General features: G+C 60.9%; 17 protein-coding genes. 11 read left to right on the top strand and 6 right to left on the bottom strand.

The features are described 5' to 3' along the window. Positions 1–13: 13 nt before the first annotated feature. Both C2L65_RS19270 and C2L65_RS19265 read right to left on the bottom strand, forming a co-directional pair. A complete protein-coding gene (locus C2L65_RS19270) occupies positions 14–1048 on the bottom strand; it encodes a response regulator receiver protein (protein WP_081920736.1) in 1035 nt (344 codons plus the stop codon). A 283-nt stretch (positions 1049–1331) separates the two neighbouring features. Beyond that, entirely contained in the window at positions 1332–2945 is a 1614-nt protein-coding gene (locus C2L65_RS19265; protein ID WP_174485021.1) for a hypothetical protein, read from the bottom strand. Positions 2946–3566: 621 nt separating this feature from the next. On the opposite strand from C2L65_RS19265, the gene C2L65_RS19260 reads away from it, so the two are divergent. The 3 genes from C2L65_RS19260 to C2L65_RS19250 all read left to right on the top strand — a co-directional run bounded on the left by C2L65_RS19260 (position 3567) and on the right by C2L65_RS19250 (position 6390). Continuing rightward, positions 3567–4622 carry an NAD(P)/FAD-dependent oxidoreductase gene (locus C2L65_RS19260; RefSeq protein WP_042304540.1) on the top strand — a complete coding sequence of 352 codons (1056 nt, stop codon included), beginning with the start codon at positions 3567–3569 and terminating at the stop codon, positions 4620–4622. A gap of 81 nt (positions 4623–4703) precedes the next feature. Continuing rightward, positions 4704–5969: a leucine-rich repeat domain-containing protein gene (locus C2L65_RS19255; RefSeq protein WP_042304541.1), complete on the top strand. Its 1266-nt coding sequence runs from the start codon at positions 4704–4706 to the stop codon at positions 5967–5969. 145 nt (positions 5970–6114) lie between these two features. After that, positions 6115–6390, top strand: a complete 276-nt coding sequence (locus tag C2L65_RS19250) for a hypothetical protein (RefSeq protein ID WP_042304542.1) — start codon at positions 6115–6117, stop codon at positions 6388–6390. A gap of 57 nt (positions 6391–6447) precedes the next feature. On the opposite strand, the gene C2L65_RS19245 is transcribed toward C2L65_RS19250, so the two are convergent. Beyond that, positions 6448–6903: a cupin domain-containing protein gene (locus C2L65_RS19245; RefSeq protein WP_042304543.1), complete on the bottom strand. Its 456-nt coding sequence runs from the start codon at positions 6901–6903 to the stop codon at positions 6448–6450. A gap of 162 nt (positions 6904–7065) precedes the next feature. On the opposite strand from C2L65_RS19245, the gene C2L65_RS19240 reads away from it, so the two are divergent. The 6 genes from C2L65_RS19240 (at position 7066) to C2L65_RS19220 (ending at position 10497) form a co-directional block, all read left to right on the top strand. Beyond that, a complete protein-coding gene (locus C2L65_RS19240; protein WP_042304544.1) occupies positions 7066–8487 on the top strand; it encodes a DHA2 family efflux MFS transporter permease subunit in 1422 nt (473 codons plus the stop codon). Positions 8488–8613: 126 nt separating this feature from the next. Further along, on the top strand, positions 8614–8799 hold the full coding sequence (locus C2L65_RS19235) for a hypothetical protein (RefSeq protein ID WP_233446579.1): 186 nt from the start codon (positions 8614–8616) through the stop codon (positions 8797–8799). A gap of 221 nt (positions 8800–9020) precedes the next feature. Beyond that, complete coding sequence (locus tag C2L65_RS45545; protein ID WP_156132204.1) at positions 9021–9179, top strand: hypothetical protein; 159 nt, start codon at positions 9021–9023, stop codon at positions 9177–9179. A 326-nt stretch (positions 9180–9505) separates the two neighbouring features. Further along, positions 9506–9772 (top strand): CsbD family protein, encoded by a 267-nt coding sequence (locus C2L65_RS19230; protein WP_042304546.1) that lies wholly within the window; start codon positions 9506–9508, stop codon positions 9770–9772. A gap of 54 nt (positions 9773–9826) precedes the next feature. Next, entirely contained in the window at positions 9827–10201 is a 375-nt protein-coding gene (locus tag C2L65_RS19225; protein ID WP_042304547.1) for a phage holin family protein, read from the top strand. Next, positions 10198–10497: a hypothetical protein gene (locus C2L65_RS19220; protein ID WP_042304548.1), complete on the top strand. Its 300-nt coding sequence runs from the start codon at positions 10198–10200 to the stop codon at positions 10495–10497. The genes C2L65_RS19225 and C2L65_RS19220 overlap by 4 nt, the downstream gene beginning before the upstream one ends. A gap of 80 nt (positions 10498–10577) precedes the next feature. Here the strand turns inward: C2L65_RS19220 and C2L65_RS19215 are convergent, their stop codons facing one another. The 3 genes from C2L65_RS19215 to C2L65_RS19205 form a co-directional block, all read right to left on the bottom strand. Further along, entirely contained in the window at positions 10578–11372 is a 795-nt protein-coding gene (locus C2L65_RS19215) for a PhzF family phenazine biosynthesis protein (RefSeq protein ID WP_042304549.1), read from the bottom strand. Positions 11373–11459: 87 nt separating this feature from the next. Beyond that, complete coding sequence (locus C2L65_RS19210) at positions 11460–12287, bottom strand: hypothetical protein (protein ID WP_081920719.1); 828 nt, start codon at positions 12285–12287, stop codon at positions 11460–11462. 101 nt (positions 12288–12388) lie between these two features. Then, on the bottom strand, positions 12389–13324 hold the full coding sequence (locus C2L65_RS19205) for a LysR family transcriptional regulator (RefSeq protein ID WP_042304550.1): 936 nt from the start codon (positions 13322–13324) through the stop codon (positions 12389–12391). A 168-nt stretch (positions 13325–13492) separates the two neighbouring features. Between C2L65_RS19205 and C2L65_RS19200 the strand changes: the two genes are divergently transcribed. Then, positions 13493–14059, top strand: coding sequence for a flavin reductase (locus C2L65_RS19200; RefSeq protein ID WP_081920720.1), 567 nt, complete (start codon positions 13493–13495; stop codon positions 14057–14059). Positions 14060–14093: 34 nt separating this feature from the next. Beyond that, positions 14094–15647, top strand: coding sequence for a 4-hydroxyphenylacetate 3-hydroxylase family protein (locus C2L65_RS19195; protein ID WP_042304551.1), 1554 nt, complete (start codon positions 14094–14096; stop codon positions 15645–15647). Positions 15648–15665 lie beyond the last annotated feature (18 nt).

Below are 15665 nucleotides of genomic sequence, written 5' to 3'. Positions count from 1 at the left end.
GCGTGACTGCTTGCTACCTGTGCCCGAACGGAGACCGCACCCGCGAGCGCATCCAGCGCCTGAGCGGCCACACCGGTCGATTGAGTTCGTGCCTCACAACCAGACTCCGCCACACATGGGCCGCGCTGAATACGGGACGACGCGCCTGACGTTCCAGCAAGCGCTTGCATCCGGGCAGATGCAACAACGAACATCCTTTGAACCAGCGAAGGTCACGATGCGTGTTACCCGACCAGTGACGTCCGACCACGCGATTCGCGCCGAGATCGATGATCTGATGGCCGTCGTCGGAGAGCAGATTGAGCGCCGCGGAAATGAATGCCTCGTCCCCGTTGTGATTCAACTCGTTGATGACGCGCCGGTATCGCTCGAAGCATGCGTGCGCGCACGGCACCAGTTCCCTGACGAATCGAGGCGACGCGAGCAGTACCTCACCGCCGAACCATCGCGGATTTTGAAGGTGCCCGCCCGCCACCGTTTCAAGATCGTCGATGACACGACCGTCGCCATACGCCGAGAACTCCTGGTCGGAAATGTCAAATGCGCCCACGCCTGTCGTCTGACAGCGCTGCAGCAGTTCTTCATTCACGGTCCGAAGTGCGAGCATGTCGGTGTCGAGCACCATCAGCAGTTCGCCTTCGTGCAGCATCGCACCCAACTGCTCCATCATGTCGAGCTTGAAATGCGCGCCATAGAAGCGGGTATTCCTTGGAAGCGTCAATTTCGATGGCGCCAGTTGCAACACATAGGGACGTGCATCGGTGTCGACCTTCTCGAGGTAGCGCGTAACGTCGTCAGCGACGTTCGTCGCCACGGTCAATCCCGGCAAGCCGACTGCTTTCATGCTGCGGTTGAGCGTGATGGCCTGCTCGACATAGCAGAACGGATCGGCGCTTTTGCAATTCGGGCTTCCGGTGCTATCGATCTCCACGTACACGAGCGCGCAGGGCACGACACCGATGCCCCCGCGGGCACAGCCCAACGCGGAAGAATTCATCTGTCTGAAGGTTGGTGCGAGGTCATTGCGCAGGAACGCTGCGTCGAACATCGTCGCCTCCCGGCTAATAGTTGTAGTGCGGCGTGTCGTCGTCGATCCATCGGTTGGGCGTTGCTTATAGCAGCCCTTCGCAACGAGCATCGATGCATGACGCATTGAAATAGCAGCATCCATGCCACTCGGATAAATGGCATGGAATCGGGGCTTTGAAAATGACGTGAACAGCGTTTTGAAAATTTGTCTTGTAGAGCGTGCAAATTCGCGGAACGGAATTTGTTAAATCGGCAAGTTTTTCATTGGATGCGAGAGCATTGCATTTGCCCGCAACTCTTTCTCAATTGTCCAGATGGCTCGCGACAAAGCTCACAAACGCGTTGTAGGGAAGATTCAGCGTGACGCCGTCGATCATCACGCCATATGTGGCGTCCCCGCTATCGAGCACGTAGTACATCGCGGACTGAATGTTCTTCGTTTTTCTCGCCTGATAATAGCTTGCGTACCGCGAGCTGATGTAATTCGCGCGATATGCCTGGCTCTTCTCCGGCCCCGTGTTCCACTCGGTGAGCAGAAACGGCACGCCATAACGCGCGTTGCAGTAGGTCGGCAGATCGAACCCGGGACCTGCGCCGTCAGTGCCGATGTCGAAGATGTCGCCGTACACCTCGTAGTTGTGCCACGTCGTCATGTCCCATCGCACGGTGGGATAGCCGCTCGTGCCGTCGGGTTGCTTGCCGTCCCACAAGGCGTCGGCGGCGCCGATATCGGCCACACAGAAGTTGATCCCGCATTTCGCAGCCGGCTGGGCCGACTTCACGCCGTCGATCATCCCGCGCATCGCGCCACGCATGATGGGCCAGTTCGCGTTGTTGAAGTCGGCCGCCTTGGTGCCGGCGTTGGTCGAGTCGAGAATGATTGCATTCTCGCGTGTCAGTTCGTTTCCGCACTCATACATCACGACGCCGTACGGCGCGAGCGCCGCCGCGACCGTCGCGCCACATGAGCGCCCGCGGTCGTAGGCAACGGTTTCACTAGCAAACAGCGCGCCGTTCAGATCTCGCACGCCGATATTGACGAGCACGAACAGCGTCAGCCCCGCTGATTGAAACGCCTGCGCGAGTCTGATGACGGCGGTGAGTTGCGCGGGATCATCCGTGCAGCCGACGCGATACGTCGAGCAGCCCATGTTCATCATGATCTGCACGACCTGGGCAGCCGTGTAGCGATAGTCGTAATGGCCATTGATGCCGTGGAAAGAGCCGCGCGGCGCGGCGACAACGATACGTGGGTCGCTGCACGGCAGCCATTGATCGAGGTCGGTGCACACGTAGAACTGCCCGCCCGTCGACCGGTACCATATCTTCCCGCCGTACCACAGCAGCAGCGATACGTTGGAGGTCAGACCGACGTAAGCGTTGTTGCGCAGGACTCTGCCGCTGGAAACCGTCCACAAGGCGCCGACCTTGTCGATGATGTATGACGCCTGCGGGATGGTCGTGCCGTCGGCAGACGTGCCGCCAAGGCGCGGATCGTTGCAGGCGAGCCAGGTCGTACCGTTCCATCCATAGAACTGTCCGCCCGTACCCTGGTGGTACACGCCGTTGCCGTACCACAGCAGCAGCGAGACGTTATAGGTATTGCCGGCCATCACGCCGTTGCGATAAACCGAGCCATTGACGAGTGTCCAGAGTGCGGCCTGATTGTCGGTAATGAACGCGGCGGGTGGAATGGCGGTGCCGTTCGCCAACGCTAGCGTGCCGCTGTTCGATGAGCCCGTATCCGTCTGCGTCTGGTTCGACGAACCCGATGTCGTGCTGCTGGTCGTTGCGCCGGCACTGGATGCGTTGCCCTGATCGCCACCCGCACCGCCTCCCCCGCGGCCACAGGCGGTCAGCACATAGCTTCCGCTGACAGCGGTCACCAAACCAAGAAATTGACGACGTTTAACCATGACCATTCAATCCACTGCCGGGCCGCGCCCGAAGAAAAAGCTTCGATAGGGAATGGCGGCGAGCGGGCTGGCACAAGGTGTTGAGCCTTTCACGTTCGATTCGTGATCCTTATCAATTGATGCTGATCACTATTGGACGGCGGTAAATATTCCCGCCTCGCGTCCGCATCGCGCAGCTAGTGAATGGTTGTCGGCAGCAAGGGCTTATCGGCGTAGGTTATTGGCGAAATAACGGATTTATTTCGATATCGGGAAATGACGGGAAAAGATTTACCCTTCTTTAGAACATGCCATTTTTACCGAATTGCGCTGCTGCATGCGTTAAATCCCCGATAACAATACGAATGCACCCAAAAGCAATTCACCGCCGAAAAAGAATAAATTCCTTGTTAATTCCCCTTTTATTTTTTACCCGATTTATTAGTGCCACGTCCCTTAGTCAGATTTCGGATAAAACGGCAATTCTTCCCGCCACTCGAAAAGGCACGCATCCGGCTTCACGTCGGACACACGCGGCTTACCCCTGCCCGTCATGGTGCCTTCGTTGCCGACCCATGCCCGCGGCTGTATCTTGAGATCGTGCATCGGCACACGCGACACCCATCGACCCGAGGACCACCCATGACCACTCCGGCAGACACGCCGCCCGCTTCACCCATCAGCACCGACGTGCTGATCATCGGCGCGGGACCCGTGGGGCTGTTCGCCGCGTTCGAGGCAGGCGTGATCGGCCTGTCGAGCCAGATCGTCGACAACATCGAGCGTGTGGGCGGGCAATGCATCGAGTTGTATCCGGACAAGCCGATCTACGACATTCCAGCAGTGCCCGTATGCACCGCGCGCGAACTGGTCGACCGGCTCGTCGAGCAAATCCGGCCCTTCGCTCCGCCGCTGCACCTCGGCCATCGTGTCGAAACGGTCGAGCGGCTCGACAATGGACACTGGCTCGCCCGCACCGATAAAGGACTGACATTCGAAGCAGCGGCCATTCTGATCGCGGGCGGCAACGGGTCGTTTGTCCCGCAGCGTTTGCTGCTCGAAGAGGCCGTGCCGCTCGAAGGCCGTCACGTTCACTACAGCGTCCCCAAACTCGACGACTTTGCCGGCAAGAAAGTGATCGTGGCGGGCGGCGGCGACTCCGCGCTCGACTGGGCATTGGCGCTGCGCAAGGTTGCACAGCACGTGACGCTCGTGCATCGTCGCAATGGTTTCAGCGCGGCGGACTCCAGCGTCGCCAACATGCGCCGCGCAGTCGAAGCGCGCGAGATGGATTTCGCGGTCGGCACGATCGCGAGTCTGAGCGCACCCAATGGGCAACTCCAATCGGTCGAACTCCGGCAGGCCGAAGGCTCTGCGCATCTCGAAGCCGATCACGTGCTGGTGTTGTTCGGTCTCGTGGCCGACCTCGGTCCGATTGCGAAGTGGGGAATCGAAGTACAAGGCGGACGCATCACGGTCGACACATCGAACTACGAAAGCACGTGTCCCGGCATCTTTGCGGCGGGCGATATCGCGGGCTATCCGAACAAGCAGAAGCTGATTCTTTCGGGCTTTCACGAGGCGTCCCTCGCGCTTCGAAAGGCGTACAACTACGCGTTCCCCGACAAGAAACGCGTGCATATCCATTCGAGCTATGACGCGAAGCTGGCAGAGCGCGTCGCCGCGTCTCACGCGTAGTAGACAGATCGCCTTTGCCGCGACGGGATGCGCGTCGCGCTTCGTGTATAAAGGAGGAAGCCAGAACCAACGGAGCGCTCCGTGTCCGAAACGCCGCCGTCAAGCACGAACCCAAACACCGAAGACTTGCGTTCATCCACGTGGCGTCGCGCCACACCGTGGGCCATCGGCGCCGCAGTCGTCCTGTTGCTCATCATCCTGTTCGCCGTGTTCAGTACGTCGCGCAGAAGCCCGGACGAACGGGTACTGGGCGAACTGGGATTCATCAAGGCCACCTGCAGTAACAGCGACGGTTCTGCCGCACCACCTGATTCCACCTGCCTGGCCTTGCGGGCAAAGCCGACGTTGACGGCATCCGAAGTCGCGGCCGCGATTCCGCACCTGAAGGATTCAGACCGCAAGATCGAACTGAACCTCGCCAATACGCAAATCGACAACCTCGATCCGCTGAAAGAACTGGATACGCTGGATTCGCTCGACCTGACGGACACGCCCGTCTGGAACATCGATGCACTCAAGGACATGCATTCGCTAAAGCGGCTCGTACTCCATCGCACGGATGTAGAGAACATCGCCGCGCTTAAAGGACTGACCGGTCTACAATCGCTCACCCTCTGGGATACGCGGGTCTCGAATCTCGATGCGCTGAAGAGTCTGACTGACCTTCGGCAACTCGACCTGCGCGACACCCAGGTTCGGGATCTCGATCCCCTCGAAGACCTGCCTCATCTGGAAACACTGAAACTCGGCGGCGCGCGGAATGTGCGTGACATCGATGCGCTCGGCCAGCTCACCGCTCTCAAAGCACTCGACCTCAACGAGACACAGATCGACAGCATCGCGGCGTTGAAGAAGCTGCGCGACATGCAAGCGCTTTACCTTGCGAACACGCCGCTGCGCGACATCGACGTGATAAAGGGCATGCCGTCGCTGAAAACGCTCGTGCTGGACGGCTCCAAGGTCGACGATATCGACGGCGTGCGCGGCTTGCGCCAACTGGATACGCTCGTGCTCGCCCGTACGCAAGTGACCAGCATCGACGCGTTGAAGGAACTGACCGCGCTGCAGAGGCTGAATCTCGCCGACACCCGCGTCGAGAACATCGACGCGCTAAAAGACCTCAAAAGCCTGCGCATGCTCAACCTTTTCCGCACGAGAGTTCGCAATATCGATTCGCTGAAAAGTTTGACGAATTTGCAGGAGCTTTATCTCGCGAACACCCCTGTCGAAGATATCGACGTGCTGAAGGGCCTCACCGGATTGCGCGAACTCGTTCTCTATGGGACCAAGGCCAGGAACGTCGACGAACTCAAGGCGGCGCTGCCGAAAACGCGCATCGTGTGGTGAGCATTCGACATTTTCGCAACAGGTGCGCAAGGTCACACAGTAGCAGCCTGGTTTTTGATAGTCTTTATCCGACAGCACGCGTGACGTTTAAACGCGCACTGGCAGAGAAATTCGACCAGGTGTTTGAGTACCGGAGGGTACGCTCATGCTTAACTGGCTTGCAAACCTGATTTCCCATCACGCCCCGACTCCAGAAAAGCAGGCCGAGCGGGCCTTGAGCGAGCTTCGAATGGGTCTTTTCCAGGCGGAGCAACGGGTTCTGGACGCGCAGTTGCAAGCCGACTATTACCGATCCCGCATCGCGTTCTGCGAACAGGTTGCAAAAGCGGGCATCGAGCTGGTATCCGACCGCCGAAAAATCCCGCAGGAAGTCGCTGTCGACAGTTCGCGGCCAAGCCTGAAGCTCACAGCCGCGCAATAGCGGCGGGCGAACACGGTTGCGCGGTTGCGCGCGCCGCCGTCATTCGCATGATGAGCGTCAGGAATACGGCGTGCCGTCCTTGTGCAGGAAACGGCCGTCGCAGCTGGGGCTCATCATGTCGATGTCGGAGCAGGTGATGACATCCGCGGCCGAACGCGAACCGACTTCGAGGTAAAGGGCCGTCACGTTCGACCTGTTGATCATGTGATGGCCATTTCCGGAGTTCTTCGGAAAGGCTGCGCAATCGCCCGCGCGCAATACCGTTTCGCCGCCGTCTTCGATCAGCGTCAGCTCGCCTTCGAGCACGAAGACGAACTCGTCTTCAGCCGAGTGCCAATGGCGCTGGCTCGACCAGTTGCCCGGCGGCAGGCGCATGAGGTTCACGCCAAAATCGACCAGTCCGCCGGCGTCGCCCAGCCGCCGGCGAATGCGTTCGGCACTGCGCGCGGCATACGGCTGCGGGTAACCCGTGCCTTGAAGTTCCGGTACGTCGGCAATGTCGATTTTGGGCATGCAAGACTCCGTCGATCCACACGATCAGCCCATTCATACACGAATCCCTATTCGTTGTGGCATTGTTCGCTCTCAGCCCTCCAGCGCGAAAGCCCTCTTTTGCAGAATGGGCGCGGTCATCGTACGATCGCGTACCGCTGCGTACGCACTCCCACCCGACTCATGAAAGACTCGCCATCACGCTCAGGTTCACTCGGGCCGCTGCCTTATGTCGTCGCCGCGACCTTCTTCATGGAGTATCTCGACACCACGATCATCGCCACGGCCCTGCCGGCGATGGCGCGCTCGTTCGGCACCAGCCCGAACGCGCTCAGCCTTGGCATGAGCGCCTATATGATCGCGCTCGCGATCTTCATTCCGGCAAGCGGCTGGGTCGCGGACCGCTTCGGCTCCCGCAGCGTGTTCTTCTCGGCCATCGTCACGTTCACGCTTGCTTCGTTGCTGTGCGGCATTTCGCAGAACGTGGTCGAATTTACCGCTGCACGTGTGCTGCAGGGCGTCGGCGGCGCGCTGATGGTGCCCGTGGGACGACTGACCGTGGTGCGCAGCATCGACCGGAAGCAACTGATGCAGGCAATTTCGACGATCACCTGGCCGGGCATCGTCGCGCCCGTGATCGGGCCGCCCGTAGGCGGTTTCATCACGACCTACGCGTCGTGGCGCTGGATCTTCCTGCTCAACCTGCCCGTCTGTCTCGTCGTGCTCATCGCCGTGCTCAGGTGGGTGCCGAATCTGCGCAGCGCCGAACGCCGCCCCTTCGACGCGCTCGGCCTCGTGCTGAGCGGCGCGGCGCTGACGGCAATTCTGTACGGCGCCGATGTGGCGAGCCAGCCGGACATGAATCCCCTCGTCGGACTCGGCATCATCGCCCTCGGGCTCGTGATCGGCGCCATCGCGTTCTATCAGGCGCGCCGCCAGCGGCATCCGCTGATCGACGTCACCACGCTGAAGATCCCGACGTTCTCCGTGACGGTTGTCACAGGCACGCTGACGCGCATCGGCATTGGCGCGGTGCCGTATCTGATGCCCTTGCTGTTCCAGATCGGCTTCGGATTGTCGGCGTTCAAATCGGGATTGCTGCTGCTTGTCAGCGCAACGGGCAATCTCGGCATGAAAGCGCTCACGACACGGATCCTGCGGCGCTATGGTTTCAGGCGCGTTGCGATAGCCGGCAGCGCGGTATGCGGCGTGTTCACCATCGCGTGTGGCGTGCTGACGCCTGCGTCGCCGCTCGCGTGGGTACTGGTGGTCGTGTTCATCTACGGGCTCGCACGTTCGCTACAGTTTTCCACGCTGGCCACGCTCGCCTACGCGGACGTGCCCTCCGAACAGACGAGCGCGGCCAACACGCTGTGGAATGCGGCGGCGCAGATGAGTATCGGCCTTGGGATCGCCTTCGGCGCGCTGGCGCTGCGCGCGGCAGCGGCCGTCAACGGCTCGGGCGGTGGTCAGGGACACGCGTTCACGCTCGATGACTTCCGCTTCGCGTTCCTGTGCGCGGGCGCGTTGACGATCGCGTCGGTGTACGGCTATGTCAGGCTCGCCCGCGATGCGGGACACAGGCTGAGTGCTGCGTCGCGTTAGAGACATGCCTCGGTTTCAGCACACATCGAGCATAAAGCGGATTTTTATGCTCAAGGTTGAATTGCAATCGCCGATATCCGGTGCATGAAAGCAAATGAACTTGACGAGCACGTCCCGGACGACCCCATGTGGCGTGTTGCACAGGCAGTCGAAGGGAGCGTCCGCACCATTCGCAAGGCACGCGGAAAATTGAACCCGGAAGACTGCACGCCCGGAACACTCGAATACGAAGTGGTCACGATGGAGTTTCTCGACGACTGCATCCGATCGTTGGGCGGCGACCCTGACGCGGACGACGAAGCGACGGGCTGAGCATCTGCTCATGTGCGTCGACATCAGCGGCCCCTGGTGTGCCGCGCGTCGATTTTTGTCCGATACAGAAGAGTGAATTTCGCGCCATGCATTAATAGTGCCAGTATACTTCCCAGAGGTCGCGCACTTCGCGCAGCCGGCGACCCGGCGAACAATCTGGGGTTCTTTTCTCGGTGCAGCGACGTTCGACGCGTTGCCGGCTGGCAGACCAGGGAGATGGCGTGAAGAAACGGTTGGCCTCGCTGACGGCCGAGATCATCTGGCTCTTGTGCTTTCTGGTGCTGGCGGCATTGGCACCGACGCTCTTTGCGAAGATAGTGTTGCTCGCCATCTGCGCGCTATTGGTCTGGCTATATAAGCCCAATAAAAACAGTAGCTAGGCAGAGAAGCCCCAATTCCCTATCGCAGGTCATCTTTCTGTCGGACGTCCGGACCGACTTCCAGCGGCGCATCGCCTGTCGCGATCGCCGCGTGCTGCCAGACCCACCTGGCGTCGCCGCTTACCGCACATCCGAACACACCGCGCGCGTCACACTCCCAAGCCGGATCCCTCGGCCGTTTCGCGCATTCTCGACAGCGTAGTATCAGGCGGTGTACGCGTCGGGTTCGGTGCTTGCTCATCACTCATCACAGGCGGTGCGCCGACGCTGCACTGTCCCGTCGTCGACATGGCGGTTTATGACATCGTGCTCAACTGGAGTGACAAATGGAAACGACCAAGGCGGAAGGTACCCTTCGCGAAGCTGCAGGCAATGTGAAGGAAACAATCGGCTCGCTCGCAGGCGACGTCGGGATGCAACTCGAAGGCAAAGCGAATGAGTTGCACGGCAAGGCGCAACAACTCTGCGCGGACGCAAGCGATCTGGCGCGCGACGCCATGTCGTCCCGCCCGCTTGCCGTGCTGGCGGGCGCGACTGCGCTCGGCTTCGTGATAGGCGCGCTATGGTCAGCGAGGCGTGACACGGGCGACTAACCCGGCATAGGACGAGAGACCGCGCAGGCCACCCTACTTTCAGGAAGCCGTGAGATGTCGATCCAATCCAAAGTGAACCAGTGGAGCACCGTGAGCCGGTTCTGCATGGACCGGATGGCAGACTACGGCGAACTCATTTCCATCGAACTGGCGCAGGCGCGTGCGCAGCTCGCTCGCGAAGTGATTGCGCTCGTGGCGCTGGCGGTCGCGGGATTGTTTGCGCTGTCATTCTTTTGCATCGCGATCATCGCTACGGCATTGTCCACGCCGTACTTCGTTCAGGTGGCGTGGGCGATCGCCGCGGCGTGGCTGCTGTTGTGCGTGATTTCCTTCATCGTCGTTCGTACACAAAAGCCGGTGCGCTCTTTCCGCGTGCTTCAGGATGAAATTCACCACGACCTGCAAGCGGTCAAGGAGGCGTTGAAATGACTTCGCGACTGGCGGCGCTTGCCGCGGCTGAATCCGACGTGCGAGCGCGAATGGCCGTATCGCGCGCGAACCTTGTTGCCAGGCAGGAAGCAGCGCGCCTGGTTCCTGGCGCCAGCAGGCCTTCATTGACGATGCGCGCGCGAGAACTGGTATCGATTGCGCCCAACGTCACGCTGCTCGCGGCAGTGCTCGTCGGTTCGCTGGTGATAGGGCCGCGCAGGATCGTGGGCGTCGTCGTGCGCAATGGGCTCATTGCGTGGATCGCCAAGACGGTGCGGCGTGTCGCGGGGAACTGAGCGTCGTCGCGATTCGCCGCCGGAGAGAAGCGTTCACGGTGTTGACGCAACCGTCCGTCTCAGCGCGATGATGGGACGTGTCAGATTGCGCTCCTGACCGCTCGTCCGCCAATTTTCACCGTCCCGTCGCCCGCGTATCGCGCCATGAGCGTACACGGCTGGCCGAGCGCATCGCCTTGCTTCAGCGTAACGCTTCGCTCAAGAGACAAGGCCAGAGCACCAGCCGCCACCCCCGTCGCAGCATCTTCGAAGCGCGGCTCGAGATGATTGAAGTTCCGCCCCGCGTAGACGTCGTCATGAAGGCGGCAATAGACGTACATGCCCGAAACGCCGTGTGTGCGGCTCCATTGAGCAATGCCTGCCAGATCGGGGCGCAAGGCGGCCAGCACGGATTGATCCGCCACCTCGACCAGCAGCTTCGCGCTCCCCACCGATGCGAGTCCAGGTGTACGAGTCAGGTCAGTCGGTTCGACGCGAAGCAACCGCGCCGTCTCCGCCACATGACTGGTCAACGCCGGGCAACGCTGCGCCTTCACGCCGACGAAGATTCCCTCGTCAACGCGCTCGACCTCGAGCACCTGCCGATGCATGCTCGTGACGCACCGAGCGCGACCGGTGTCCGGGTACCGCTCGAAGAAAACCGCGCTCGCCGCAAGCGTCGCATGCAGGCAAAGGGGGCTGCGGGCATGCGGGTAGTAATAGTCGAACTGCATGTCGCCGGCCGCGTCGACTTCCACAAACACCGTAGCGCTTGCGTTTTGCCGCTGGGCGAACTTCAGTCGTTCCGGTTCCGCCAACGCGGAGTCCTCGACGACGATCGCAGCGTTGCCACTCTCGTCATTGCGGCCGAAACAAAGCATGCGATGGATATTCATTGTCGGTCGTGTCGCTGGCGGATTGCATGGAGGTGGAAATTATCGCGCATTCCACGCATCGAAGGCATCGGGCGAGCCAGCAGAAAATCACGCTGTAACCAGCGCAGTTTCTCGAGACCCTTCCGTCTGTGCCCTTGAAACCAGCGCGTCGATAAAGCGCATGGTGAGCGATACGCCTGGTTCGAGCCGCGCCTGTTGCACGAAGCAGCACGGGCCCGTCGCCGTGTATCGAATGCTCGCGCGCGCCGGGATCACGTCGGCGTTACGCGCAACCAGTTCCACCGCGTAGTCGCCCTCGTGCGGGATGCACATGCCGCCCGGCAATATCAGCTCTCCATTGCCGCCCGACACGCCTTCGATCTCATGACGCCGACCCAGCACTTGCGCCGCGCCACTCACGTCGCCATTCAAAATCAGTTGCCTGGCAACAGTCGACGATGCGGGCATAGACTCAGAGCCGTCGAAAGCCGGACGCAAACTCACCGGATGGAGATCAAACTCAAGGCGTTGTCCAAGTTCCGCCAGATAGCGGATCGTGCCTGTGCGCCCCTTGCCGCACGCGAAATTTTCGCCAACCACCAGCGCACGCATGCCCAGGCGCTCGACAAGCACATGTCGCACGAATTCGTCGGCGCCCTGCTCACGCAAACGCTGGTCGAACGGCAGCACGAGCGTACGGTCCACGCATCCCGTCGAGGCGAGTAGCGCAAGCCGCCGCCGCAAGCTCACGAGCATCGGCGGGGCCTTGTCCGGTTGCAGTACACGGCGCGGATGCGGATCGAAGGTCACGACCACGGCGGGCAACGCGTGCCGCGCAGCCGTTTCGCGCAACCTTGCCAGCACGCGCCGATGTCCGCGATGCACGCCGTCGAACATGCCAATAGAAATCACGCATCCCATTTCTGCTGCATTCATGATCGCGCTCCATCCAGGGGTGTAAGCGGATCATAGGAGGCCAGATCGACGCGGGCTATCGACTCAATCGAATGAACCCAATAACGCGCAGGCATAGTGCGTCAGACACGCGCCTGGCCGAACATCTCCTTCACGACGTTGCGGATCCACTGGTTTCCCGGATCGCGATGCACACGGTCATGCCAATACTGCGCGATCTCGATCCTCGGAAAATCGAGTGGTGGCTCCACCACCTGCAGATCCATATCGCGGCTCATGCCAAGCGCGAGCGTGCGTGGGATGGTTGCAATCGCATCGGAATTCCGCGAGATCAATGCAGCCGATGTAAACGTGGGTACGCGGCACACGATGTTCTGCCGTGGCACATGTGCTTCGAGTAGACGTTCGACGGAAAGATGCTCGTGCCCGGTGCCCGCCGCCGTCACGAGAACATGCGTCTCTTCGATGAACGCTTCGCGCGTTGGCGTCGGCCCAATGCGGGGATGGCCGCCGCGCGTCACGCATGCGTAGTGCTCCGTCCAGAGCGGCAGTCGCCTGATACCCGTCGCAAGCGACGGAAACGAACCGATCGCGATATCGATCACACCCGACTCCAGCCAGCGGTCGAGATGCTGCGCGTCGCACTGAATGGCTTCGATGTGTACACGCGGTGCGTGGCAGCTCAAGTGATTGAGCAGAGGCGGCAGCATATGCACGACACCCGCGTCGACCAGATACAGGTTGAAGCTGCGCTCCGAGGTCGCCGGATCGAACGCGGCATGCGCTGAGCGCAATTGCCGGAAACGGTCGAGGACCGATTTGACGGGGTCCGCGAGTTCGATCGCCTTCGGCGTCGGCTCCATGCGCATCGACACGCGGATGAACAGCGGATCGCCGAAATACAGTCGCAGCCGCGCGAGCGTCTTGCTCAAGGCCGGCTGCGTCACGTTCAGCACGCGCGCGGCTTTCGTGATGCTGCGCTCCATCATCAACACGTCGAAAACCTGCAGATGATGAAAGTCGAGATCCGCTTCATGCCGTGACGGAATAGTGTCCATGACGCTGCGTCCATAGAGCAAAAAATTTAGTCGGCCTACTGTAGCTCAAACAAAAACACGCGGGACACCAGGCAATACCAAGGGCAATGAGCAGCACATGCAGCCGGTTTGATCCGTCTCACTCCTTGAACGCAACGTTCAAGGCCCCAGCAAACAAGGAGACATGCCATGACTCAAGCGCAAGTACAGCCGGCGGATGCCATTGCGCATCCGCGCCACGAGCAGGCCGATGACTTGCCGGATATCGATGCCACCGCGTTTCGCGAAGCGCTTGCTCACGCGGCGACCTCCGTCACGGTGATCGCGACGGACGGCCCCGCCGGCAAGGCAGGCGTCACCTGCTCCGCCGTGTGTTCCGTGAGCGACACGCCGCCGACCATACTCTTCTGCGTCAACCGCCGCAGCGCCGCCAACAGCGTCATCAGGACGAATGGCCTGCTTTCCGTGAACTGGCTGCACGCGCAACAAACGGGCGTATCGCAACTCTTTTCCGGCGTCGGCCAGGTGCCGATGCGCGAGCGCTTTAACGACGCCCGCTGGCAAGCTTCCGCGCATGGCGTCCCCTATCGCACGGATGCCCTCATCGCACTCGATTGCCGTATCGCATCGGCAATGGAGATCGGCACGCACAGCGTATTCGTCGCACGCGTGCTGAACGCACGCCGCGCAGACGGCATGCAACCGCTCGTGTATTGCCAGCGAGCTTATGCGACAACCCGCCCCGCCCAATTCTGACCACCCCGAAGTCGATCACAACAGGAGTACATCCATGATCCGCACTGGCAAGCAGTATCTCGACTCATTGAACGACGGACGCGACGTCTGGGTCGGCAACGACAAGATCGACAACGTCGCCACCCATCCGAAAACGCGCGGCTACGCGAAAGTTCACGCCGACTTCTACGATCTGCACCATCGCGAAGATCTTCGGGACGTGCTGACGTTCGTCGACGAAGACGGCGAGCGCCGTTCAATGCAGTGGTTCAGTCATCGCGACAAGGACGCCTTGCGCCGCAAACGCAAATATCACGAAACGATCATGCGCGAACTGGCGGGCGCGTCGTTCCCCCGCACGCCGGACGTCAACAACTATGTGCTGGTGACCTACGCCGACGATCCCGCGCCTTGGGAAGAACAGGCCATCGGCGCAGAAGGCAAAGGTCTCGCCAACAATATCGTTGAGTTCGTGAAGCGTGCGAAGCACAACGACTTCAACTGCGCCCCGCAATTCGTCGATCCTCAAATGGACCGCTCGCGTCCTGACGCGCAGGAGAAGTCGCCGGGACTGCGCGTCGTGAAGAAAGACGAGCACGGCATTACAGTCGATGGCGTCAAGGCGATCGGCACGGGTGTGGCCTTTGCCGACTGGATTCACATCGGCGTGTTCTTCCGCCCCGGCATTCCCGGCGACCAGATCATCTTCGCCGCCACGCCCGTGAACACGAAAGGCGTGACGATCGTGTGCCGCGAAAGTGCCGTGAAGGACGACGCGACCGAACACCCGCTCGCCGCGCAAGGCGACGAACTCGATGGCATGACCGTGTTCGACAACGTCTTCATTCCGTGGAGCCAGGTGTTCCATATCGGCAATCCGGAACACGCGAAGCTGTATCCGCAACGCGTGTTCGACTGGCTGCACTATCACGCGCTGATCCGTCAAGTCGTGCGTGCCGAACTCATGGCAGGTCTCGCCGTGCTGATCACCGAGCACATCGGGACCAACAAGATACCGCAGGTGCAGACGCGTGTCGCGAAGCTGATTGGCTTCCATCAGGCGATGCTTGCACACATGATCGCCAGCGAGGAACTCGGTTTTCATACACCGGGCGGTCACTACAAGCCGAACATCTTGATCTATGACTTCGGCCGCGCGTACTACCTCGAAAACTTCTCCACGATGATCTACGAGCTGGTGGACCTGTGCGGCCGCAGCGCGCTGATTTTCCCGACGGAAGCGCAATGGAAGGACGTCAAGCTCGGCCCGTGGCTCGAACGCATGAACAGTGGGCCGACGGGCAAGCCGTACGACCGCGTGAAGATCGGCCGTGTGGTGCGCGATCTGTTCCTGTCCGACTGGGGCAGCCGCCTGTTCATGTTCGAGAACTTCAACGGCACGCCGCTGCAGGCCATCCGCTCGCTCACGATGCAGCGCGCCGAGTTCTCTGGCTCGGGCCCCTACGGCAAGCTCGCCTCGAAAGTGTGCGGCATCGATCACCGCAACGAATTGATGACTGAATATGCGGCCTCCGCTGACTATGCGAAGGCACAGGATTCCGCGCGTCATCAGGAACAACTCGCGACCCACAGCGCGTTGACCGTCTAAAGAAGAAAGGCGTGGGGC

It is taken from the genome of Paraburkholderia terrae (genome assembly GCF_002902925.1).
GTDB lineage: Bacteria > Pseudomonadota > Gammaproteobacteria > Burkholderiales > Burkholderiaceae > Paraburkholderia > Paraburkholderia terrae.
Note: the sequence above shows the minus strand (reverse complement) of the source record. Positions and strands in the feature narration are given on the sequence as shown.

Coding starts and splice junctions, on each gene's coding strand:
- C2L65_RS19270 (WP_081920736.1), bottom strand. CDS start 1,048: ATGTTCGACGCAGCGTTCCTGCGCAATGACCTCGCACCAACCTTCAGA.
- C2L65_RS19265 (WP_174485021.1), bottom strand. CDS start 2,945: ATGGTTAAACGTCGTCAATTTCTTGGTTTGGTGACCGCTGTCAGCGGA.
- C2L65_RS19260 (WP_042304540.1), top strand. CDS start 3,567: ATGACCACTCCGGCAGACACGCCGCCCGCTTCACCCATCAGCACCGAC.
- C2L65_RS19250 (WP_042304542.1), top strand. CDS start 6,115: ATGCTTAACTGGCTTGCAAACCTGATTTCCCATCACGCCCCGACTCCA.
- C2L65_RS19245 (WP_042304543.1), bottom strand. CDS start 6,903: ATGCCCAAAATCGACATTGCCGACGTACCGGAACTTCAAGGCACGGGT.
- C2L65_RS19240 (WP_042304544.1), top strand. CDS start 7,066: ATGAAAGACTCGCCATCACGCTCAGGTTCACTCGGGCCGCTGCCTTAT.
- C2L65_RS19235 (WP_233446579.1), top strand. CDS start 8,614: ATGTGGCGTGTTGCACAGGCAGTCGAAGGGAGCGTCCGCACCATTCGC.
- C2L65_RS19230 (WP_042304546.1), top strand. CDS start 9,506: ATGGAAACGACCAAGGCGGAAGGTACCCTTCGCGAAGCTGCAGGCAAT.
- C2L65_RS19225 (WP_042304547.1), top strand. CDS start 9,827: ATGTCGATCCAATCCAAAGTGAACCAGTGGAGCACCGTGAGCCGGTTC.
- C2L65_RS19220 (WP_042304548.1), top strand. CDS start 10,198: ATGACTTCGCGACTGGCGGCGCTTGCCGCGGCTGAATCCGACGTGCGA.
- C2L65_RS19215 (WP_042304549.1), bottom strand. CDS start 11,372: ATGAATATCCATCGCATGCTTTGTTTCGGCCGCAATGACGAGAGTGGC.
- C2L65_RS19210 (WP_081920719.1), bottom strand. CDS start 12,287: ATGAATGCAGCAGAAATGGGATGCGTGATTTCTATTGGCATGTTCGAC.
- C2L65_RS19205 (WP_042304550.1), bottom strand. CDS start 13,324: ATGGACACTATTCCGTCACGGCATGAAGCGGATCTCGACTTTCATCAT.
- C2L65_RS19200 (WP_081920720.1), top strand. CDS start 13,493: ATGACTCAAGCGCAAGTACAGCCGGCGGATGCCATTGCGCATCCGCGC.
- C2L65_RS19195 (WP_042304551.1), top strand. CDS start 14,094: ATGATCCGCACTGGCAAGCAGTATCTCGACTCATTGAACGACGGACGC.